Raw genomic sequence first — 20,955 nt, forward strand, 5'->3', positions numbered from 1 at the left:
CATGTCGTTTTTGATTCGAACCCTGCCGGTTCGTGGTGTGGTCGGTGCGGCGCTTTGCGCCTTGTTGGCGGCGTGCGCGACCCATCAGGCCGAGCCTGTGAAGGTTGCCACCACGCTACCAGCGATGCCTGTTGCGCCTGCACCTTCGCCCATGGTTGCTCAGGTGCCCAAGAGCGTGTCTGCTGTTCAGATCCAGCGTCGTGCGGTGCTTGCTCCTGGGCAAGAGGGGGCCCCCAAGCCCGCCTTTGCATGGAAAACATTGCCTGACCTCATTGGCGGCGAGAAAGCCCAGCTTTTGACAGCATTCGTGACGGCAGATGTGAACACGCTGGAGGCGGCCAACCCGCAGCTTTTGCAACGTTTGAAAAACAAGTGGGAGGGTGCAGCGCAGGGGCGTTTCACGGTGCTGCATTTTGGTGACTCTCATGTCCAGGGCGGCTACGGGGCTCAAATCTCTCGCCACAAATTGCAGTCGCTTGCGGGCAGCGCGGGGCGAGGCATGGTGTTTCCCTATGCCATCGCCAAAACCTATTCGCAAAACGACTACAAATCGAGTTTCGAAGGCGAGTGGATCACAGCCAACAGCATTCAGGTCTACCCCAAACTGCCTTTGGGTGTGTCTGGTTTTGTGGCGCGCACGGCCAGTGCAGAGGCCTCGTTCACACTACAGTTCAATCAGCAGTTCGAGTCAGGACCCAAGGTGCTCAAATTCATGTACCGGACCAGCTCTGCAGCGTACCGCTTGCGGATGCAGTCGGGAGATTTGTTGTGGGAAAGTGAGCTCCAAAGCGATGACGGGTCTCAGGGAAACTCCCGCATGGTCGAGATTGCCGTGCCCCAGCTGTCTGACACCATCCGCTTTGATGTCGTCAACGCCGATCCCAAGCCGGAAGACACCTTCGAGTTGCACGGTGTGAGCATCGAGAACAAGACGCCGGGCGTGATTTATCACAACCTCGGCGTGGGCGGAGCGGCTTATGGTTCGCTGCGCTCACAGGCCTACTTTGAGGCACAGTCCAGCTTGTTGGCGCCAGATCTCGTGATCTTGGATTGGGGCACGAACGACCTGATTTATAAAAACACGGTGCCGGAACAGTTGGAGGCCACGATGGTTGAAACCATCCGGAAAGTGCGTGCAGAGCACCCGGATGCCCTGATCTTGCTGACCAGCGTTCAAGACACCTACTTTCGAAAGCAGCCCATTACGGCGGCTTGGGATTTCGCGCAGCTGGTTCGACGTCTTGCCAAGGAAAACGATTGCCTGTTTTATGACTGGTACCGTGTGGCCGGCGGTGAGGATGCCATGCGCACTTGGTATGCCTATGGCTTGGCCCTGCCTGACCATGTGCATTTGAGTGGCACGGGCTATGCCATCAAGGGCGATTTGTTGGCGCAGGCGATGCTCAATGCGGTGGCCTGGCGCATGAAATACCCTGAAAAGACCAGTCTGTGGATGGATGCGCAGAAAGCCGAAGTGCCAAGATCGGTTTCTGCCTGGCTCAAGGCTTTGCAACCTTTTCAGCGGCGCCCTGATCTGATTCGTGTGAGTGCGCCAGCCAAGGCCAAAGCCACGACCGCAGGCGGCAAGTCGGCTGCACGCAGCGGGGCCAAAGAGCCCCAGGCCAAATCGCGTACTGCGACCAAGTCAACCGCCAAGTCCAAATCTGTCAAACCCAAAAAGGCCCATTGAAGCCGCCTCGAAAGAGGTGGTGATGACCGACAACACACTTCAATCGTTGGCTGTCGCCGTCGATGGGGTTTCGACCCCAGGGCTTGTCTCATCGCTGCCTGAGGGTGTTTCGGGGCATGGTTTTTCCCACTGTATCTTGCCCAAGTGGGCCATGTAGCCAGGGCTCGCATATCGGATGCTTTTCAGAAATGCAGCGTAGTCCTTGTGCGCTGTCGCGGTGTAGTTTTTGTCTTGCCATGCTTTGTAATAAGCGATGCTGTCTTTCCAGTGATTGAAAATCAGGTATCTGGAATTTCTGAAGCCGAAAAGGTTTTGTCTTTGCATCAGAAAGGGGGCTCGCATCCAACCGGTTTCTAGGATGGCCTGGCGAATCACCGTTTGCGGTTGTTGAATTTGTAGCCTGCAAATTTCGATGAACACGGCTTCAACCAACGCAGGGTTGACCTTGCCCAGTCGTTGGACTTGTGCACAGGTCGCGGCGATGGGCAAGACCCCCAAAAGGCAAGCCAAAATGCGTTGACGCCAATCGATCACGTGCATGACTCCTGTGAATGGGGTGTCGTGGCCGCAGTGCATGTTGCGCTTCGGATGGGGGACCACCGGGGTAATTCGCACAGTCGCCTGGTTTCAGATGCGGATGCTGATGGGAGTGGTGACTGCGGCATCGGTGTAGATCAGGTCAAGTGGATAACGGCGACCGGCCAAGTGGTCTTCAATGCAACGCAACACCAAAGGGCTCCGATGGCGGTCTGCACTGGCGCGCACTTCCTCCGGGGTCATCCAAAGGGTCCGAACGATCCCCTCATCCAGGCTCAAATGGGGCTGCAAGTCGCCGATGTCGCCGCAAAAAGCCATCCGCACATAGGTGATGTCCTCACCTGTGGCAGCGCGCTGAAAGCGTGACAAATAGATGCCGACCAAGGCGGTTGGCTTGAACGGGTGGGCTGTTTCCTCCAGGGCCTCGCGGGCGCAGCCATCGGCGGGTGATTCGCCTTCGTCCAGGTGTCCGGCCGGGTTGTTCAGGCGCAAGCCTTCCTGGGTGTGTTCTTCGATCAGCATGTAGCGGCCATCTTTCTCAATGATGGCGGCCACGGTGACATTGGGTTTCCAGCGTGTGTCCATGGGGTGATTATCGGTGTGGTGCCGAATGGCGATGCCTGGGATTGACCTGATCCGGCGCTTGTAAGTTTCGGTATATATTTAAGCGCTGATTTGCCCTGCCCGGTGCAAGGCCTGCGATTTCTATCATCATCTGGAGACAAACCATGCGCATAGGCGTGCCGCGAGAGATATTCCTCGGTGAAAAACGGGTGGCCACTGTGCCCGATGTGGTGACCAAACTGGTCAAGCTTGGATTTGACGTGTCGGTGGAGCAGGGTGCAGGCGAACTCGCTGACCTGTCTGATGGTGCATATGTCGAAGCCGGTGCGACCATTGCACCGAGCGCTGCTGAGCTTTGGAGTGGCAGCGACATCGTCTTCAAGGTGCGAGCCCCCACAGCCGACGAAGTGGCCCTGATGCACGAAGGCCAGACACTGATCGGTTTTTTGTGGCCGGCCCAAAACTCCGATTTGATGCAGCAGCTGGCGGCCCAAAAGGTCACGGCGCTGTCGATCGACTCGCTGCCCCGCACATTGAGCCGCGCCCAGAAGATGGACGCCCTGACCTCGATGGCCGGTGTCAGCGGCTACCGCGCCGTGGTCGAGGCGGCCAATGCTTTTGGCCGTTTCTTCAACGGCCAGATCACGGCCGCAGGCAAGGTGCCTCCGGCCAAGGTGTTCATCGCCGGTGCCGGTGTGGCCGGTTTGGCCGCCATTGGCGCGGCCGCCAGTTTGGGGGCCATCGTGCGTGCCAACGACACCCGGGCCGAAGTAGCCGACCAGGTGGTGTCGCTGGGCGGTGAGTTCGTCAAGGTGGACTACGAAGAAGAAGGCTCGGGCGGAGGCGGTTACGCCAAGGTCATGAGCGAAGGCTTTCAGGCCGCGCAGCGCGAGATGTACGCGCAGCAGGCCCGTGAGGTGGACATCATCATCACCACGGCGCTGATCCCCGGCAAACCCGCGCCCAAACTGATCACCGCCGAGATGGTGAAAAGCATGAAGCCCGGCAGTGTCATCGTGGACATGGCCGCCGAGCAAGGCGGCAACTGCGAACTGACCGAGCCCGGCAAGGCGGTCGTCAAACACGGCGTGACGATTGTGGGTTACACCGACCTGGCTTCGCGCATGGCGCGCCAGTCGTCCACGCTGTACGGCACCAACCTGTTCCGCTTGACGGAAGAGTTGTGCAAGACCAAGGACGGTGTCATCAACGTCAACATGCAAGACGATGCCATCCGGGGCCTGACGGTCATCAAGGACGGTGAAATCACCTGGCCCGCGCCGCCGCTGGTGGTGGCCCCCAAACCTGCGCCCAAACCCACGGTGGCGGTCGCCGAGAAAAAAGGCGGCCACGGCCACGGCAGCAGCGGGCCCATGCCCGCCAAAACCCTGGCGGTGGTGTTTGGCTTGGGTGCCTTGGCGTTTTGGGCGATTGGTGCTTACGCGCCAGCGGCTTTTCTGGGCCACTTCACGGTGTTTGTGCTGGCCTGCTTCATCGGCAACATGGTGGTGTGGAACGTGACGCCTGCGCTGCACACGCCGCTCATGAGCGTGACGAATGCCATCTCCAGCATCATCGTGATCGGTGCGCTGGTGCAGATCCTGCCGCCCGAGGCGGGCACCAACGGGCGGCCCGATCAGCTCATCCAGTGGCTGGCTTTTGCCGGCATCGTGCTCACGGCCGTCAACATGTTTGGTGGCTTCGCCGTGACCCGCCGCATGTTGGACATGTTCCGCAAGTGAACTGAGACCATAACAACAAGGAATCATGAACATGTCTCAAAGTCTCATCTCTCCCAGCCTGGCCACAGCCGCCTACCTCGGCGCAGCCATTCTTTTCATCCTCAGCTTGGGTGGTCTGTCCAACCCTGAAACCTCGCGCCGAGGCAACCTGTATGGCGTCATTGGCATGGCGTTAGCGGTGCTGGCCACCATCGTGGGGCCACGTGTGGCCGCTGCGGGCATCCCCTGGATCATCGGTGCCTTGCTGATCGGCGGCAGCGTCGGTCTGTACGCCGCCAAAACCGTCAAGATGACCCAGATGCCCGAGCTGGTCGCGCTGATGCACAGCCTGGTGGGCCTGGCGGCTTGTCTGGTGGGTTTTGCCAGCTACGTCGACACCTCGGTCCAGTACCAAGGTGCCGAGAAGGCCATTCACGAAGTCGAGATTTACGTCGGCATCCTGATCGGTGCGGTCACTTTCTCCGGCTCGCTCATCGCGTTTGGCAAGCTCAACGGCAAGATCGGCGGCAAGCCGCTCTTGCTGCCCGCCCGTCACTGGCTCAACCTGCTGGGCTTGTTGGTCGTGGTCTGGTTTGGCCGCGAGTTTGTGAACGCGCACGATGTGCAAAGCGGCATGACCCCGCTGATCATCATGACCGTGATCGCCTTGTTGTTCGGTATCCACATGGTCATGGCCATTGGCGGTGCCGACATGCCGGTGGTGGTGTCCATGCTCAACAGCTATTCCGGCTGGGCCGCTGCGGCCACCGGCTTCATGCTGAGCAACGACCTGCTGATCGTGACCGGCGCGCTGGTGGGCTCGTCGGGGGCCATCCTGTCTTACATCATGTGCAACGCGATGAACCGCAACTTCATCAGCGTGATCGCTGGGGGCTTTGGGGGTGGGGCACCTGCCACGCCCAAAGCCGATGGCGCTGCGGCCGAGCCGCAAGGCGAAGTGGTGCCGGTGAGCGCCAGCGAAACAGCGGAGCTGCTGCGCGACGCCAAGAGCGTGATCATCGTGCCGGGCTACGGCATGGCGGTGGCGCAAGCCCAACACACGGTCAACGAAATCACCAAGACCCTGCGCGAGCGCGGCGTGACTGTGCGCTTTGGCATCCACCCGGTGGCGGGCCGCATGCCGGGCCACATGAACGTGCTGCTGGCCGAGGCCAAAGTGCCTTATGACATCGTGCTGGAGATGGACGAGATCAACGACGACTTCCCGGACACCGACGTGGTCATGGTCATCGGGGCCAACGACATCGTCAACCCTGCGGCGCAGGAAGACCCGACCAGCCCGATCGCCGGCATGCCCGTGCTCGAGGTCTGGAAAGGCCGCACCAGCATCGTCATGAAGCGCTCCATGGCCAGCGGCTATGCGGGCGTGGACAACCCGTTGTTCTACAAGGACAACAACCGCATGCTGTTTGGCGATGCCAAGAAGATGCTCGACGAAGTGCTGGTGGCTTTGAAAATGTGAACCCGGGAAATCCAGTAGCTCTGCGAGTCAGTTTGCCGTCAGTAGTGCGGTAGACTGACCCGCAGGAGAATCTGAAATGAACTTGAATCCCGTTTGGCTGAACAGTTATCCCGAGGGTGTTCCAGCTGACATCGATCCCACCCAATACAGCTCTCTGGTGGGCTTGCTTGAAGAGAGTTTTTCCAAATATGCCGCCCGTTCTGCCTATAGTTTTTTGGGCAAGGACATCACTTACGCACAGACCGACCGGGAAAGCCTGGCCATGGCGGCCTACCTGCAATCTTTGGGTCTGAGCAAAGGCGATCGCGTCGCGATCATGATGCCCAATGTGCCTCAGTACCCTGTGGCTGTGGCTGCCATCTTGCGTGCAGGCTTTGTGGTCGTGAATGTCAACCCGCTCTACACTGCTCGCGAACTCGAGCACCAACTCAAGGACTCTGGCGCCAAAGCGATCGTGATCATCGAGAGCTTTGCCGCCACGCTTGAAAAGTGCATGGCGCAAACTCCCGTGCAACACGTGGTGTTGGCATCCATGGGCGATCGCCTGGGTTGGCTCAAGGGCAGCTTGGTCAACTACGTGGTGCGCAATGTCAAGAAGATGGTGCCTGTCTTCCATTTGCCGCAGGCGGTCCGGTTCAATGATGCTTTGTCCAAAGGCCGTCAGCAGGCGTTTCGCAAACCCGAACTCTCGGCCCATGACATTGCAGTTCTTCAATACACCGGTGGCACCACCGGCGTGTCCAAGGGCGCGGTGCTGCTGCACCGCAACCTGATTGCGAATGTGCTGCAATCCGAGGCCTGGAACGAACCGGTGATGAAGCGCGTGCCGACAGGCGAGCAACCCACCTCCGTGTGTGCTTTGCCGCTGTACCACATCTTCGCGTTCACGGTGAACATGATGCTGTCCATGCGTTCGGGCGGCAAGACCATCCTGATTCCTAATCCGCGTGATTTGCCTGCAGTGCTCAAGGAGTTGTCCAAGCACACGTTTCACAGCTTCCCTGCGGTGAACACCTTGTTCAACGGCTTGGCCAACCACCCGGATTTCAACACCGTCAATTGGTCCAACCTCAAGGTGTCGCTGGGCGGCGGCATGGCGGTGACCCCCAACGTGGCCAAGCTTTGGCTTGAGAAAACCGGTTGTCCGATTTGTGAGGGCTATGGCTTGTCCGAAACCAGCCCTTCGGCCAGTTGCAACCCGACCACCAGCACCGAATTCACGGGCACCATCGGGGTGCCCTTGCCGGGCACGTTCATGAAGCTGCTGGATGACGATGGCAACGAAGTCACCACCTCCGGCACGCCAGGCGAGATCGCCATCAAGGGCCCGCAGGTCATGGCGGGTTATTGGCAGCGTCCGGATGAAACCGCCAAGGTCATGACCGCTGACGGGTTTTTCAAATCGGGCGATGTGGGCATCATGGATGCGCGCGGCTTCTTCAAAATTGTGGACCGCAAGAAGGACATGATTCTGGTCAGTGGCTTCAACGTCTATCCCAACGAGGTGGAAGAGGTGGCATCTGCCTGCCCTGGCGTGATGGAGTGTGCCGCGATTGGTGTGCCCGACGACAAAACCGGTGAGGCGGTGAAGTTGGTGGTCGTCAAGAAAGACCCGGCGTTGACGGAGGCGCAAATCCTGGCCTATTGCCGTGAGAACATGACCGGCTACAAGCAGCCCCGTGTGATCGAGTTCCGTGATGAGTTGCCCAAAACGCCAGTGGGCAAAATATTGCGGCGCGAATTGCGCAACAAAACCTGAGGTGCTTGCCAGGCTTCATTGGGGCTGTCTGCCCGATACACTTCAAAGCGGTCCGCGTGGCCGCTTTTTCAATCCAGCTGCAAAGGAAGCCCCATGGCGGTGATCGGCATCATGAGTGCCATGCACGAAGAATTGGCCGCTGTGCTGGCACAGATGCCGCACGAGCAACGCGTGTCGGTGGCGGGTCGTGATTTTTGGGTGGGGCACTGGCATGGGCACGAGGTGGTTGCCGTGCTCTCGCGCATTGGCAAGGTGGCTGCCGCCACCACCGCCACGGTTTTGTTGGAGCGTTTTCATGTGGACACCTTGGTGTTTACAGGTGTGGCCGGAGGCCTGGGTGCGGATGTGCATGTTGGCGATGTGGTCGTGGCGACCGGCTTGGTGCAGCACGACATGGACGCATCGCCCCTGTTTCCCCGCCACGAAGTGCCCTTGTATGGCCGTGCCCGTTTTGAGACCGATGTGGAACTGGTGGCGCAGCTGGCTTCGGCCACCCGGCAAGTGCTGGGTGATGCCCGGCAGCATTTGGGTGCAGAAACGGTGACCACATTTGAATTGAGCGAAGCGCAAATGCACCAGGGTTTGGTGATCAGCGGTGACCGTTTTGTGGCCACATCAACCGAAAGCAGGGCGTTGCGTCAAGCCTTGCCCGATGCCTTGGCGGTCGAGATGGAGGGCGCCGCAGTGGCGCAGGTCTGCCATGACTATCGGGTGCCTTTTGCTGCGGTTCGCACGGTCTCAGACCGTGCCGATGACGAGGCCCACACCGACTTCAACCGCTTCATCCGCGAAGTGGCCAGCCGCTACAGCCTGGCCATCTTGTCGCAGTGGCTTGCGAGCCGTCAGCCTGGCTGAGTGGGTTTTATTTGAGCCAGCCGCGCCGGCGGAAATACCACATGGGCACCACCGCACTGGCCACCATCAAGGTCAGGGCATACGGGTAGCCCCATTTTTGTGACAGCTCGGGCATGTACTGAAAGTTCATGCCGTAGAGACTGGCGATCAGGGTGGGCGGCAGCAAAGCCACGCTGGCCACCGAGAAGATCTTGATGATCTTGTTCTGGTTGATGTTGATGAAACCGACGGTGGCATCCATCAAGAAGTTGATCTTGTCAAACAAAAAGGCCGTGTGCGAATCGAGCGAGTCGATGTCGCGCAGAATCTGGCGAGCTTCCTCGAACTGCTCGGCGTTGAGCATTTTGGAGCGCATCATGAAGCTCACCGCGCGGCGCGTGTCCATCACGTTGCGGCGGATGCGGCCATTCAAGTCCTCTTGCCGTGCAATGGCGCCCAGCACTTCACCGGCCATGGCGTCGGTCACATCGCCCGACAGCACTTTTTTGCCAGCGGTTTCGAGCTTGTCGTAAATGCCTTCGAGCGTATCGGCCGAGTATTCGGCATCGGCATCAAACAGCTTGAGCAGCACTTCCTTGGCGTCTTCGATGAGACCTGGGGCGCGGCGCGCACGCATGCGCAGCAGGCGGAACACTGGCACGTCTTCGTCGTGGATGGAAAAGAGCACACCCTGGCTTTTCAGGTCGGGGTTGTGCTGGTTCAGGATGAAGGCGCAGCGCACTGTGCGGGGCTCGTCTTCGTCGGCGATCAAAAAGTCGGAGCGGATGTGCAGCTCGCCGTTGTCTTCTTCGTAAAAGCGCGCGGATTCCTCGATGTCCTCGTCCATCGCGTCTTCCGGGATGGACAGGCCGAAGTACTGTTTGATCCAGCGTTTTTCTTCCAGCGTGGGCGACTCCAAGTCGACCCAGATGGGCTGGAAACGGGAGAGTTCTTCCAGCGATTCGATCTCTTCTTGAAAGAGACGACCGTTGGCGAGGGTGAAGATGTTGAGCATGGCGAATCCAAAAAATGGCCAGATGCCAAAAGTTCAAAGGGGCGGCGAAATGGGGTTTGCTGCAGCTTTCGAACGATGGGCCAAGTGCTCAATGCGTCCGAAAGCTACCGACTCGGGGTAGTTTCCACGGCAGTGTGTCTCCAGAATGAATCGGCGGATTATCGCACCGGTTGGCTGGGCTGGGGGCTCAAAAAAGCCAGGATTTCATCGGCTTTGGTGTGCACGTCTGCTTGGCCGAGTGCCATCAAGGCCTGGATGAAGCCGGGTTCAAACAACAAATAACTGGCCAAAGCGGCACCGCTGCCTCGCAGAGCCCCCAAGCCCTCGAGCACCCGGATGATCGGTTTGGGCAAGGCGTGGGCGTGTTCTTGAGCCAGTGCATCCAGTGAGGCGCTGGGCTGCAGCGCCAAAACCTGCACCGATCTGAAAGGCAACTCGGCGCGGACAGGGTCAGGCAGCCTGCTCAGTGATTGGTTGACGCGGTTGATTTGCGCGACATCGGCATCCAGGGTGTCATGGAAAACGCTGGCCATGGCGTGTCCTGCAATGGCGCCCAACGAAGGCCGTCCGTGGGTCGGGAATGGGGTGCCAAGACCTGTCCGTTGAGGCTGCCCCACGCCAATGGCCAATATCCGGTCTGCGCCCAGGTGCACGGCAGATGACAAAGGCGACAGCTGTCGCATGGAGCCGTCCCCAAAAAACTCCATGCCGCCATCCACCCACAGCGGCGTCGACGGAAAAATGAAGGGGATGGCGCTGGAGGCCATCAGGTGCTCAATGGTGATGGGTTGTTGCTCCGCTCGCCGACCGGGGCGGCTCCATGGGATGGGCTGGCCATCGCGGGTTTGGCAAAAGGTCCAGTGGGCCCCACTGGAGTAACTGGAGGCGGTGACGGCCAGCGCCTGCAACACCCCGTGTTGCAAGGCTGTGTCAATGCGTTCGAGTGCAATCGCACCATGCAAGGTGTTGACCAAGGCCAGGCTGTCCATGAGCGCGGCAGATTCCCGGGCCGACAGCACCAGGCCCAGGGCGGTGGCCCATCGGCTGAGTTTGGCCAAGGGGGTTTGGGGCAGGTGGTAGACCGCCTCTGAGCGCAGGCCTTTCCAAAATCGGGCCAGGTCATCCAGACCGCTCAGTCCATTCATCGCCTTGCTGGCCAGAAATGTGGCGTTCAAGGCCCCAGCCGAAGTGCCCGCCAGCACCTGAAATGGGAAGGTTTGGGTTGCGCTGCCGCCCTGGTTCCCCAACAGTTCGCCGATGGCCTGCAGTGCGCCAGCTTGGTAAGCGGTGCGTGCACCGCCCCCCATCAACACCAAGCCATGGACGGGGTGGGTGTTTGTTGCATGGGGCTGGGGCGTCAGGCTGTCGAGGGGCATGGGCTGGGGGTTTTGACGCAGGGTGTTAGATTCAGTCAATTCACTTGCATTGTTTCATGACCCCACATTTGACTCCACGGCGAGAGCGCTGGCTGCTCTTCACGCTGGCCGGCATCCAGTTCACTCACATCCTCGACTTCATGATCATGATGCCGCTGGGGCCGCAGTTCACGGCCCTGTTTGGCATCAGCAACGCCCAGTTCGGCCTGCTGGTGTCGGCTTACACCTTGTCGGCGGGCCTGTCCGGCCTGATGGCCGCCACCTACATCGACCGTTTCAGCCGCAAACGCTTGCTGCTCGTGATGTACATCCTGTTTGGATTGGCCACCCTGGCTTGTGGTTTGGCGCCCGACTATGTCTGGTTGATGCTGGCCCGTGTGGCCGCAGGTTTGTTTGGTGGCGTTTTGTCCGCCTTGTCCCAGACCATCGTGGCCGACGTGGTGCCATTTGAGCGCCGGGGGCGCGCCATGAGTGTGGTCATGACCTCGTTTTCCGTGTCCACGGTGGCGGGGGTGCCCCTGGGTTTGTTTTTGGCAGCGCATCTGAGCTGGCACGCGCCGTTCTTCGGCATAGCCGCACTGGTGGGCCTGCTGGCGCTGGGGGCCTGGCAAACCTTGCCCCGTCTGGACGCGCACCTGCACCACCCCGAACGGGTCAGTGTGTGGCGCGGCATCGGTCAGGTGCTGGCCGAGGCCAATCACCTCAAGGCCTTCGGGGTGTCGGGGTTGATGATGTTCGCTGCGTTCACCGTCATTCCTTACATCACCATTTATCTGCAGTCCAATGCGGGCATGCAGGCGGCGCAAGTGCCCTGGATTTACCTGTGCGGTGGCGTGGCCACCTTGTTGAGTGCGCGCCATTTTGGCCGCCTGACGGACCGGGTGGGCAAGGTCAGGATGTTTCAGCGCCTGGCTTTGGCCGTGACTGTGCCCTTGATGGCCACCACGCTGTCGCAAGGTTTGCCGCTGTGGGGTTTGCTCACCATATCGACTTTGTTTTTTACCGTCATGAGTGGCCGCATGATTCCCGGGATGGCGATGATTTCATCGGCCGTCGAGCCACGTTTGCGCGGCACTTTCATGACCCTCAACTCGGCGGTGCAATCCGCCTCTATGGGCATGGCCGCTTTGGTGGCGGGCCTCATCATCGGGCGCGATGGCCAAGGACAACTCACGTTTTACTGGGTGGCGGGTTTGCTGGGGGTGGTGGCCAGTTTGCTCAGCGCCTGGCTGGCAGGGCATTTGCGCTTGCATGGCGCGCCCGTCAAGGCAGCTTGATGATTGCCCGAGCGGCCTTCGGGGGCGTGAAGGCGGTGGTGTTGAGAGTCTCGCTTCAAGTCGGACGATAGCACCGAAAAGTCGGTTCCGGGGCAATGGCCCGGGCCTCTGGGGGTTTACCTTGGGGTGTCTTGCTTTTCAGTGATGGGCGGCGCATAGTGGGGTTGAATCACCTGAACAGGTGGTTTCGGAGCCCCGCTTCGGCGGGGCTTTTTCTACCCTGAATCTATGGAGGCGACGACTATGAATTTAACCATCAGCGGGCACCATCTGGAAGTGACCCCGGCCTTGCGCCAGTACGTCACAGGGAAGCTCGACCGCATCACCCGGCATTTCGATCAGGTGGTCGACGTCAAAGTGCTGCTGACCGTCGAGAAGCAGAAAGAAAAGGAAAAGCGCCAGCGCGCTGAATGCAACATCCACGTGAAAGGCAATGACCTGTTTGCAGAAAGCGCCCACGAAGATTTGTACGCCGCCGTCGATGAACTGGTGGACAAACTGGACCGCCAAGTGGTCAAGCACAAAGACCGCATCACCGATCACCATCACAGCGCCCCCAAGCGCATGATGTGACGGGGTTAACCGATCTATTGAAGGCCGCCAAGAGCGGCCTTTTTCATGCATAAACGGGGCGGTGGGGTTGGCCTGGCGGCTGGGTATGCCGGCTTGGGCCTGAGGCCAGATACATCTTGCAACCTTTGCGCCCCGGACGGGTGCATAATCCGGCCTCGACCATGAATCGCCTCTCATCCATATTGCCTGTTGCCCAAGTTCTTGTGGGGGTGGAAGCCACCAGCAAGAAACGTGCATTTGAAGAAGCCGGACTTCTCTTTGAGAACCTGCATGGGCTTTCCCGTGCATTGGTCACAGACAGCCTGTTCGCCCGGGAGCGTCTGGGCTCGACAGGTCTGGGGCACGGTGTGGCCATTCCGCATGGCCGCATCAAGGGCCTGAAAGCCCCCATGGCCGCTGTCTTCCAGTTGGCCCAGCCGATTGGTTTCGATGCCCCTGATGAGCAACCCGTCAGCCTGCTGATTTTCTTGCTGGTCCCTGAGGCCGCCACCCAAAAGCACCTGGAAATTCTGTCCGAGATCGCCGAGTTGCTGAGCGATTCCGCGCTGCGCGAGCGCATCAAGAGCAGCACGGTCCAAGAGAGTCTGCACCAACTGATTGCCCAATGGCAGTCGGCTCAAACCGTCTGAGCGGGCCAAAGCCTGGGCTTTTGCGATGAAACCTTCCGTCATCAGCGCCGATGTCTTGTTTGAGGACCACCGCGGCAAACTGAAGTGGCAATGGGTTGCGGGCTTGGGCGCTTCGGAGCGTCGGTTTGACGAAGTGGCCGTGCGCGAAGCCCGTTCGGGTGCCGATTTGGTGGGCTACCTGAACTACATCCACCCTTATCGGGTTCAAATTCTGGGGCCGCGTGAAGTGGCCTACCTGAGCAATGCCACGCCCGAAGACTGCGCACGCAGAATCGCGCGGATTGTCACGCTGGAGCCGCCCGTTCTGGTGTTGGCCGATGGCCAGATTGCACCAGACGCGTTGCTGTCGATGTGCGAACGGGCTCAGATTCCGATGTTCTCGACCGAGCAGTCGTCGGCGTTTGTCATTGACGTGTTGCGTGCTTATTTGTCCAAGCACTTTGCCGACCGCAGCACCATGCACGGCGTGTTCATGGACATTTTGGGCATGGGCGTGTTGATCACCGGCGAATCGGGGCTGGGCAAGAGCGAGCTGGGCCTGGAGTTGATTTCGCGCGGCAACGGTTTGGTGGCCGACGATGCGGTTGATTTGTACCGCATCAACCAAACCACCATCGAGGCGCGCTGCCCCGATTTGCTGCAAAACCTGCTCGAAGTGCGTGGCATCGGTCTGCTCGACATCCGAGCCATCTTTGGCGAAACAGCGGTGCGCCGCAAGATGCGCCTCAAACTCATCGTTCACCTGGTGCGCCGTGAGACGCTGGAGCGGGATTACGAGCGCATGCCTTCAGAACCCCTGGTGCAAGATGTGCTGGGCATCCCCGTGCGCAAAGTCGTCATTCAGGTGGTGGCAGGCCGCAACATCGCCGTGTTGGTGGAGGCCGCTGTGCGCAACACCATTTTGCAAATGCGCGGCATTGACACCTACCAGGACTTCATTGAGCGCCAGCGGCGGGCCATGGAATAAGCGTCCTGCGTCAGCTCAGCGCTGGCGGTGAGGGCAGGGGTTTTGTGTGCAATGGGCATACAGGCTCAAAGCGTGGTCTGCGATCACAAAACCTTTGGCTTGGGCCACTGCCTGCTGGCGTGATTCGATTTCCGGGTCATAGAACTCTTCCACCCGTCCGCAATCGAGGCAAACCATGTGGTCATGGTGCTGGCCTTCGTTGAGTTCATAGACCGCTTTGCCGCTTTCAAAGTGGTTGCGATTCAAGATGCCGGCTTGCTCAAATTGGGTCAGTACCCGGTACACCGTTGCCAGGCCGATGTCGATGTTTTCGCGCAGCAGGTGGCGAAAAACATCTTCTGCCGTCATGTGGCGTTGAGCGCCGCTCTGAAAAACCTCCAGAATTTTTAGCCGGGGCAGCGTGGCTTTCAGACCATTGTTTTTCAGTTCGTCGATTTGGGTCATGTGAAGGGTATCTGGGTATTCAAAACCGATGTGGGCGTGAAGCTGCCGCTACAATGACCCGATCATATCGGCCAGCCCTCAATCATGACAGCATCCCTGACTTTTTCCTTGACAGGCAACCGCCTGGCCATGCTCTTTGTGTGCGCAAGTTTGGCGGGTTGCGGGAGCATGTCCGGCTTCACCAGCGACACGTTCAAGCCTTATGTGCCTGAGGTGGTGCAAGGCAACTTCGTGTCCAAAGAGCAGCGTCAGACCATCAGCCCGGGCATGGCCCGCGCGCAAGTCAAAGACATTTTGGGCACCCCCTTGGTCACCAGCTTGTTTCATGCCGACCGCTGGGATTACGCGTTCAGCATTCGCCGCCAAGGTGTGCCGCCCCAGAGTTTCCAGCTCACCGTGTTTTTCAAGGGTGATGTGGTGGCCTCGGTCGAAGGCGGCGACTTGCCCAGCGAGTCTGAGTTTGTCGAGCGCTTGGTGCAACAGCGACAGGCCGCCAGCGTGCCCAACTTGCAAGCCAGCGAAGAAGATCTGAAGAAGTTTGCGGTTCCCAAAGCGCCCGGTGACACCCCGGTGTCTGTGCCGCTGCCGGCCAGCTACCCCCCTCTGGAGCCAACACCCCGTTAACGGGTGTTCGGGTCATGTGCCCGATGGCGTGCGTATCTTTCATTCAAAAATGACATGACTCAATTGACCGACTTGCCCATCACCGTTGCCGGGGCCTCTGGCCGCATGGGGCACATGCTCATCGAAGCCATCATGGCCTCTGGCGATTGCCGCCTGGCAGGCGCGCTCGACATCCCCGCCAGCCCGGCACTGGGCCAAGATGCCGCAGCCCCCTTGGGCAAATCCAGCGGCGTGCAGGTCACGTCTGACCTGCACGCCGGTTTGAAGAACTCGGGTTGCCTGATCGACTTCACGCGCCCCGAAGGCACTCTGGCGCACCTGAAGGTGTGCCGCGAACTGGGTGTCAAAGCGGTGATTGGCACGACCGGTTTCACCGAAGCCCAAAAAACCGAAATTGCCGAGATCGCCAAAGACATCGCCATCGTGATGGCCCCCAACATGAGCGTGGGGGTCAACGTCACGCTCAAGCTGCTGCAAATGGCCGCGCAAGCCATGTCGACCGGCTACGACATCGAAATCATCGAAGCCCACCATCGCCACAAGGTGGACGCGCCTTCGGGCACCGCCCTCAAGATGGGCGAAGTCATTGCCGAAGCCATGGGCCGCGACTTGAAAGACTGCGCGGTGTACGAGCGCTACGGCCACACGGGCGAGCGCGATCCGTCCAGCATCGGTTTTGCCACCATCCGGGGCGGCGACATCGTGGGCGATCACACCGTGCTGTTCGCAGGCATTGGTGAGCGCATCGAAGTGACCCACAAATCCTCCAGCCGCTCCACCTACGCCCAGGGCAGCCTGCGCGCCGTGCGTTATCTGGCCACCCAGCAGCGCGGCCTGTTTGACATGTTCGACGTGTTGAGCCTGCGTTGATGGCCCAAGGCCTGCTGCCATGAACCTCAACGACTTTTTGCTACACAGCGACCTCGTCAGCCGTGTGCTGGCGCTGGCCTTGCTGGTGCTGTCGGTGGGCAGCTGGGTGGTGATGGTCTGGAAATGGCGTTTGCTGTCGCGGGTAGGCCTGGACATGCGCCGCAGCATCGCGGCCTTTTGGCAAGCTCCTGCATTTGACGACGGCCGCCAGCGCGTGGCCCAGTTTGACCGCGATGCCTGCATCACCCCCTTGCTCGAAGCCACCTTGTTGCCCGTGGGCGGCACCTTGGCCTCCGCCGGAAACCGCCACCCCCAGCTGACGCGGGTGTTGCGCGATGCCCTGCAGGGCGTGGTGCGCCGCTTGCAGTGGGGCCAGGTGTGGTTGGCTACCGCCGGGTCCATCTCGCCTTTTGTGGGTCTTTTGGGCACGGTCTGGGGCATTTTCAACGCCCTGACCGGCATGGCCGAGGCCGGGCAGCTGACGATTGACAAGGTCGCAGGCCCCGTGGGCGAGGCTCTGATCATGACTGCGGCGGGCCTGGCTGTGGCCATTCCGGCGGTGCTGGGCTACAACGTGTTGGGCCGCAAAGTGAACCAGATTGAGGCCGAGCTTGAAGGCTTTGCCCACGATCTGCGCGGCTTGCTGGCCGATCCGCAGGACTGAGCCATGGCCTTCGGTCGCCTGGAATCCCGCCAACCGGACGCCCCCATGAGCGAGATCAACGTCACCCCCATGGTGGACGTGATGCTGGTTTTGTTGGTCATTTTCATCCTCACCGCCCCCTTGATGACCAGCGCCATCCGGCTGGACCTGCCCCAAAGCGAAGGCGGCGAGGCCGGTGCCGTGCCGCAGGCCGTGTCTTTGGTGGTGGACGCCCGGGGGGACTTGTTTCTGAACGACAAGCCCATCACCCCTGAAGCCCTGCGTCAGCGTTTGTCGGACGCCGCCCGGCGCAACCCCAACACCGAGCTGGAACTGCGCGCTGACCAGTCTGTGCCCTATGGCCGTGTGGTCGAGGCCATGGGCCTGGCCCAAAAAGCAGGCTTGTCGCGCATCGGCTTTGTGGCGCAAACAGCCCCGGCACCTGCCCGCTGACATTCTCTGGGGGAGGCCGCCCCTCTACAATCGCAGACTATGCAAGACAAGTACAACCACCTCGAAGTCGAACCCGCAGCACAGTCCCGCTGGACGGCCCGCGATGCCTACCGCGTCACCGAAGACGCCAGCAAAAAGAAGTTTTACGCCTGCTCCATGCTGCCCTACCCCAGCGGCAAGCTGCACATGGGTCATGTGCGCAACTACACCATCAACGACATGCTCACGCGCAGTCTGCGCATGAAGGGCTTCAACGTCCTGATGCCCATGGGCTGGGACGCGTTTGGCCTGCCGGCCGAAAACGCCGCACTCAAGAACAAGGTGCCGCCCGCTAAATGGACCTACGAAAATATCGCTTACATGAAAAAGCAGATGCAGGCGATGGGTTTGGCGGTCGATTGGTCGCGCGAAGTGGCCACTTGCGACCCGACTTATTACAAGTGGAACCAGTGGTTGTTCCTCAAGATGCTCGAAAAAGGCATCGCCTACCGCAAGACCCAGGTCGTCAACTGGGACCCGGTGGACCAGACTGTGCTGGCCAACGAGCAGGTGATTGACGGCAAAGGCTGGCGCACCGGTGCCCCGGTCGAAAAGCGCGAGATCCCGGGCTACTACCTCAACATCACGCAGTACGCGCAAGAGTTGCTGGACCATGTGCAGATCGGCAACGACAAGGCCACGCTGAACGGCTGGCCCGACAAAGTGCGCCTGATGCAGGAAAACTGGATCGGCAAAAGCGAAGGCGTGCGTTTTGCGTTCCCGCACAGCATCACAGGCGCTGACGGCGCTTTGATCGGCGACGGCAAGATGTACGTCTTCACCACCCGCGCCGACACCATCATGGGCGTGACCTTCTGCGCCGTGGCGGCAGAACACCCGCTGGCGCTGCATGCCGCGGCCAGCCAGCCCGCCTTGGCGGCGTTCCTGGAAGAGTGCAAGAGCGGTGGCACCACCGAGGCCGAAATGGCCACGCAAGAGAAAAAGGGCATGGCCACGGGCCTTTTCGTCACGCACCCGCTCACGGGCGCGCAGGTCGAAGTCTGGGTGGGCAACTACGTGCTCATGAGCTACGGCGATGGCGCGGTCATGGGCGTGCCTGCGCACGACGAGCGTGACTTTGCGTTTGCACTCAAGTACCAGCTGCCTATTAAGCAGGTTGTTGAACAACTTGACAATATTGCCAACAAAAAAGCATTGAAAGATGGCGATGCAAATGTCAACGATCCTGATGGGGTCAAAGATCCCGTTCGTCATTCCGAACGTTGGCTTATGGCAGAACCATTGGCTGCTAATCAATTCTCCAGTGAAACTTGGAAAGACTGGTACTCCACCAAAGACGGCGTGTGCGTCAACTCGGGCGACCTCGACGGCCTGAACCAGAAAGCCGCCGTCACCAAAGTGGCCGAGCTGCTGGCTGCCAAAGGCTTGGGCGAGAAAAAGACCACCTGGCGTCTGCGCGACTGGGGCGTGAGCCGCCAGCGCTACTGGGGCACACCGATCCCGATCATCCATTGCGACGAGCACGGTGCCGTGCCCGTGCCCGAAAAAGACCTGCCCGTGGTGCTGCCGCAAGACTGCATCCCCGACGGTTCCGGCAACCCGTTGCACAAGCACGAAGGCTTCCACGCGGGCGTGACTTGCCCGGTGTGCGGCAAACCCGCCCGCCGTGAGACCGACACCATGGACACCTTTGTGGATTCGTCCTGGTACTTCATGCGCTATTGCGACCCGAAGAACACCGAGAAGATGGTGGCCGAGGGTACCGATTACTGGATGCGTGACCAGAACCAAGCCACTGGTGGCAGCGGCATGGACCAGTACATCGGCGGCATCGAGCATGCGATCCTGCACTTGCTGTACGCGCGTTTCTGGACCAAGGTCATGCGCGATCTGGGGCTGGTCAAGGTCGATGAACCTTTCACCAAACTGCTCACGCAGGGCATGGTGCTGAACCACATCTACTCGCGCCGCACCGCCAAGGGGGGCAAAGACTACTTCTGGCCTCACGATGTGGAGCATGTGCTCGACGAGACCGGCAAGATCGTCGGCGCCAAGCTCAAGAACGAAGCCGACAGTGGAGATGGCCGCTTGCCCGTGGGCACCGCCATCGACTACGAAGGCGTGGGCACCATGTCCAAGTCCAAAAACAACGGCGTTGACCCGCAAGACCTGATTGAAAAATACGGCGCCGACACCGCCCGCCTGTACACCATGTTCACCGCGCCGCCCGAGGTGACGCTGGAGTGGAACGACGCTGCCGTGGAAGGCAGCTACCGCTTCTTGCGCCGTGTGTGGAACTTCGGCGTCAAACACGAAGCGGCTTTGAAGGCTGGTATCGCGGTGGACCGCAGCCAACCGGTGGAGTTCAGCAAAGCCGCCAAAGCGCTGCGCCTGGACATTCACACCGTGCTCAAGCAGGCCAATTACGACTACGAGCGCATGCAATACAACACCGTCGTCTCGGCGGTGATGAAGATGCTCAACACGCTGGAAGACGCGGCCCTGTCTGGCAGCGCCGAAGACGCAGCCGCTCTGGCCGAAGGCTTCTCCATTCTGCTGCGCGTGCTGTACCCCGCTTGCCCGCACATCACCGAGCAACTGTGGACCGAGCTGGGCTACGCCGCTTGCTGCGGCGAACTGCTCGATGTGGCCTGGCCCGGCGTGGACGAGTCGGCCCTGCAGCGCGACGAGATCGAGCTGATGCTGCAGATCAACGGCAAACTGCGTGGCTCGATTTTGGTACCCGCTGCGGCAGACAAAGCGCAGATCGAGGCCGCAGCCTTGGCCAGCGAAGCTTTCATCAAACAAGCCGAAGGCGCTGCACCCAAAAAGGTCATCGTGGTGCCGGGCCGCTTGGTCAACGTGGTGCTTTGAGAGAACGCCCCGAATGAAACCCTCACGCCGACTCTTTTTGACTGCTCTGGGCCTGGGCACCATGCCCGCTTGGCTCGCGGGCTGTGGGTTTCAGCTGCGCCAAACCAACGACTTCGCGTTCAAAACCCTGTATGCCAATTTCTCGACCACGTCGCCTTTGGGTGTGGAGTTGCGGCGCAATTTGTTGGGCTCAGGTCGCATTGAGCTGTTGACCGAGCCCAAGCAGATGCTCCAAGCCGATGCGATCCTTGACATCCTGGGTGAAGAGCGCCAACAAGTGGCGGTGGGCGTGAACGCGGCGGGCCAAGTGCGCGAACTGCAGCTGCGCTTGCGCGTGCAGTTTCGTTTGCGCACGCCGCAAGGGGTGGACCTGATCGAGCCCGTTTCATTGGCCCAACAGCGGGACTTGAGCTTCACCGAAACAGCGGCGTTATCCAAAGAAATCGAGATGGGCATTTTGTACCGCGACATGCAGACCGACATCGTGCAGCAGATCATGCGCCGTTTGTCGGCGGTCAAGCCGCGCAGCTTGCCTGTGCCTGCGCCGGTCACAGCGCCAGAGGCGGTGCCTGCCCCAGCCCCCGATTCGGTGGCCAAGCCCTGATGCCCATTTTCTGAACGC

Annotated in this window: 20 protein-coding genes; 15 read left to right on the forward strand and 5 right to left on the reverse strand. The window is 60.2% G+C overall.

Going from position 1 to position 20,955, the window contains the following annotated elements:
- Position 1 precedes the first annotated feature (1 nt).
- Positions 2–1,690 carry a GDSL-type esterase/lipase family protein gene (locus ACZ5VE_RS00360; RefSeq protein WP_464456127.1) on the forward strand — a complete coding sequence of 563 codons (1,689 nt, stop codon included), beginning with the start codon at positions 2–4 and terminating at the stop codon, positions 1,688–1,690.
- Between the two features lie 39 nt (positions 1,691–1,729).
- Here ACZ5VE_RS00360 and ACZ5VE_RS00365 read toward each other — a convergent pair whose 3' ends face one another.
- Together ACZ5VE_RS00365 and ACZ5VE_RS00370 are read right to left on the reverse strand one after the other, a co-directional pair.
- A complete protein-coding gene (locus ACZ5VE_RS00365) occupies positions 1,730–2,179 on the reverse strand; it encodes a glucosaminidase domain-containing protein (protein WP_464456128.1) in 450 nt (149 codons plus the stop codon).
- 138 nt (positions 2,180–2,317) lie between these two features.
- The gene (locus ACZ5VE_RS00370; RefSeq protein ID WP_464456129.1) at positions 2,318–2,812 is read right to left on the reverse strand and encodes an NUDIX hydrolase; all 495 of its coding nucleotides are present in this window, start codon (positions 2,810–2,812) and stop codon (positions 2,318–2,320) included.
- A 143-nt stretch (positions 2,813–2,955) separates the two neighbouring features.
- Between ACZ5VE_RS00370 and ACZ5VE_RS00375 the strand changes: the two genes are divergently transcribed.
- The 4 genes from ACZ5VE_RS00375 to ACZ5VE_RS00390 all read left to right on the forward strand — a co-directional run bounded on the left by ACZ5VE_RS00375 (position 2,956) and on the right by ACZ5VE_RS00390 (position 8,609).
- Complete coding sequence (locus tag ACZ5VE_RS00375) at positions 2,956–4,533, forward strand: Re/Si-specific NAD(P)(+) transhydrogenase subunit alpha (protein WP_464456130.1); 1,578 nt, start codon at positions 2,956–2,958, stop codon at positions 4,531–4,533.
- Positions 4,534–4,579: 46 nt separating this feature from the next.
- Positions 4,580–5,995: a Re/Si-specific NAD(P)(+) transhydrogenase subunit beta gene (gene pntB, locus ACZ5VE_RS00380; RefSeq protein WP_464457526.1), complete on the forward strand. Its 1,416-nt coding sequence runs from the start codon at positions 4,580–4,582 to the stop codon at positions 5,993–5,995.
- Between the two features lie 76 nt (positions 5,996–6,071).
- Positions 6,072–7,754: a long-chain-fatty-acid--CoA ligase gene (locus tag ACZ5VE_RS00385; RefSeq protein ID WP_464456131.1), complete on the forward strand. Its 1,683-nt coding sequence runs from the start codon at positions 6,072–6,074 to the stop codon at positions 7,752–7,754.
- Positions 7,755–7,847: 93 nt separating this feature from the next.
- A complete protein-coding gene (locus tag ACZ5VE_RS00390) occupies positions 7,848–8,609 on the forward strand; it encodes a 5'-methylthioadenosine/adenosylhomocysteine nucleosidase (protein WP_464456132.1) in 762 nt (253 codons plus the stop codon).
- A gap of 7 nt (positions 8,610–8,616) precedes the next feature.
- Here ACZ5VE_RS00390 and corA read toward each other — a convergent pair whose 3' ends face one another.
- A complete protein-coding gene (corA, locus tag ACZ5VE_RS00395) occupies positions 8,617–9,603 on the reverse strand; it encodes a magnesium/cobalt transporter CorA (protein ID WP_464456133.1) in 987 nt (328 codons plus the stop codon).
- A gap of 158 nt (positions 9,604–9,761) precedes the next feature.
- Complete coding sequence (locus ACZ5VE_RS00400) at positions 9,762–11,018, reverse strand: patatin-like phospholipase family protein (RefSeq protein WP_464456134.1); 1,257 nt, start codon at positions 11,016–11,018, stop codon at positions 9,762–9,764.
- A gap of 17 nt (positions 11,019–11,035) precedes the next feature.
- Between ACZ5VE_RS00400 and ACZ5VE_RS00405 the strand changes: the two genes are divergently transcribed.
- From ACZ5VE_RS00405 to hprK, 4 genes are all read left to right on the forward strand, one after another.
- Entirely contained in the window at positions 11,036–12,256 is a 1,221-nt protein-coding gene (locus ACZ5VE_RS00405; protein ID WP_464456135.1) for an MFS transporter, read from the forward strand.
- Between the two features lie 243 nt (positions 12,257–12,499).
- Positions 12,500–12,829: a ribosome hibernation-promoting factor, HPF/YfiA family gene (gene hpf, locus ACZ5VE_RS00410; protein ID WP_019429675.1), complete on the forward strand. Its 330-nt coding sequence runs from the start codon at positions 12,500–12,502 to the stop codon at positions 12,827–12,829.
- A 161-nt stretch (positions 12,830–12,990) separates the two neighbouring features.
- Entirely contained in the window at positions 12,991–13,458 is a 468-nt protein-coding gene (locus tag ACZ5VE_RS00415; protein WP_464456136.1) for a PTS sugar transporter subunit IIA, read from the forward strand.
- Positions 13,459–13,483: 25 nt separating this feature from the next.
- Positions 13,484–14,425, forward strand: a complete 942-nt coding sequence (gene hprK / locus ACZ5VE_RS00420; protein ID WP_464456137.1) for an HPr(Ser) kinase/phosphatase — start codon at positions 13,484–13,486, stop codon at positions 14,423–14,425.
- Positions 14,426–14,440: 15 nt separating this feature from the next.
- Here the strand turns inward: hprK and fur are convergent, their stop codons facing one another.
- On the reverse strand, positions 14,441–14,869 hold the full coding sequence (fur, locus tag ACZ5VE_RS00425) for a ferric iron uptake transcriptional regulator (protein ID WP_464456138.1): 429 nt from the start codon (positions 14,867–14,869) through the stop codon (positions 14,441–14,443).
- Between the two features lie 84 nt (positions 14,870–14,953).
- On the opposite strand from fur, the gene ACZ5VE_RS00430 reads away from it, so the two are divergent.
- The 6 genes from ACZ5VE_RS00430 to ACZ5VE_RS00455 are packed head-to-tail and all read left to right on the forward strand — an operon-like array spanning position 14,954 to position 20,937.
- On the forward strand, positions 14,954–15,493 hold the full coding sequence (locus ACZ5VE_RS00430) for an outer membrane protein assembly factor BamE (RefSeq protein ID WP_464456139.1): 540 nt from the start codon (positions 14,954–14,956) through the stop codon (positions 15,491–15,493).
- A gap of 54 nt (positions 15,494–15,547) precedes the next feature.
- Positions 15,548–16,363, forward strand: a complete 816-nt coding sequence (gene dapB, locus ACZ5VE_RS00435; protein WP_464456140.1) for a 4-hydroxy-tetrahydrodipicolinate reductase — start codon at positions 15,548–15,550, stop codon at positions 16,361–16,363.
- A gap of 19 nt (positions 16,364–16,382) precedes the next feature.
- Positions 16,383–17,027 carry a MotA/TolQ/ExbB proton channel family protein gene (locus tag ACZ5VE_RS00440; RefSeq protein ID WP_464456141.1) on the forward strand — a complete coding sequence of 215 codons (645 nt, stop codon included), beginning with the start codon at positions 16,383–16,385 and terminating at the stop codon, positions 17,025–17,027.
- 3 nt (positions 17,028–17,030) lie between these two features.
- A complete protein-coding gene (locus ACZ5VE_RS00445; RefSeq protein ID WP_464456142.1) occupies positions 17,031–17,459 on the forward strand; it encodes an ExbD/TolR family protein in 429 nt (142 codons plus the stop codon).
- 39 nt (positions 17,460–17,498) lie between these two features.
- A complete protein-coding gene (locus tag ACZ5VE_RS00450) occupies positions 17,499–20,333 on the forward strand; it encodes a leucine--tRNA ligase (protein WP_464456143.1) in 2,835 nt (944 codons plus the stop codon).
- A gap of 13 nt (positions 20,334–20,346) precedes the next feature.
- Complete coding sequence (locus tag ACZ5VE_RS00455) at positions 20,347–20,937, forward strand: LPS-assembly lipoprotein LptE (protein ID WP_464456144.1); 591 nt, start codon at positions 20,347–20,349, stop codon at positions 20,935–20,937.
- Positions 20,938–20,955: the final 18 nt, after the last annotated feature.

It is taken from the genome of Limnohabitans sp. INBF003 (assembly GCF_055396645.1).

Bases quoted from the DNA above. Each gene is read 5' to 3' on its own strand.
- ACZ5VE_RS00415 (WP_464456136.1), top strand. From the start codon at position 12,991: ATGAATCGCCTCTCATCCATATTGCCTGTTGCCCAAGTTCTTGTGGGG.
- hpf (WP_019429675.1), top strand. From the start codon at position 12,500: ATGAATTTAACCATCAGCGGGCACCATCTGGAAGTGACCCCGGCCTTG.
- ACZ5VE_RS00455 (WP_464456144.1), top strand. From the start codon at position 20,347: ATGAAACCCTCACGCCGACTCTTTTTGACTGCTCTGGGCCTGGGCACC.
- ACZ5VE_RS00430 (WP_464456139.1), top strand. From the start codon at position 14,954: ATGACAGCATCCCTGACTTTTTCCTTGACAGGCAACCGCCTGGCCATG.
- ACZ5VE_RS00405 (WP_464456135.1), top strand. From the start codon at position 11,036: ATGACCCCACATTTGACTCCACGGCGAGAGCGCTGGCTGCTCTTCACG.
- ACZ5VE_RS00375 (WP_464456130.1), top strand. From the start codon at position 2,956: ATGCGCATAGGCGTGCCGCGAGAGATATTCCTCGGTGAAAAACGGGTG.
- ACZ5VE_RS00450 (WP_464456143.1), top strand. From the start codon at position 17,499: ATGCAAGACAAGTACAACCACCTCGAAGTCGAACCCGCAGCACAGTCC.
- ACZ5VE_RS00360 (WP_464456127.1), top strand. From the start codon at position 2: ATGTCGTTTTTGATTCGAACCCTGCCGGTTCGTGGTGTGGTCGGTGCG.
- dapB (WP_464456140.1), top strand. From the start codon at position 15,548: ATGACTCAATTGACCGACTTGCCCATCACCGTTGCCGGGGCCTCTGGC.
- fur (WP_464456138.1), bottom strand. From the start codon at position 14,869: ATGACCCAAATCGACGAACTGAAAAACAATGGTCTGAAAGCCACGCTG.
- ACZ5VE_RS00370 (WP_464456129.1), bottom strand. From the start codon at position 2,812: ATGGACACACGCTGGAAACCCAATGTCACCGTGGCCGCCATCATTGAG.
- ACZ5VE_RS00390 (WP_464456132.1), top strand. From the start codon at position 7,848: ATGGCGGTGATCGGCATCATGAGTGCCATGCACGAAGAATTGGCCGCT.
- ACZ5VE_RS00385 (WP_464456131.1), top strand. From the start codon at position 6,072: ATGAACTTGAATCCCGTTTGGCTGAACAGTTATCCCGAGGGTGTTCCA.
- hprK (WP_464456137.1), top strand. From the start codon at position 13,484: ATGAAACCTTCCGTCATCAGCGCCGATGTCTTGTTTGAGGACCACCGC.
- ACZ5VE_RS00440 (WP_464456141.1), top strand. From the start codon at position 16,383: ATGAACCTCAACGACTTTTTGCTACACAGCGACCTCGTCAGCCGTGTG.
- ACZ5VE_RS00445 (WP_464456142.1), top strand. From the start codon at position 17,031: ATGGCCTTCGGTCGCCTGGAATCCCGCCAACCGGACGCCCCCATGAGC.
- corA (WP_464456133.1), bottom strand. From the start codon at position 9,603: ATGCTCAACATCTTCACCCTCGCCAACGGTCGTCTCTTTCAAGAAGAG.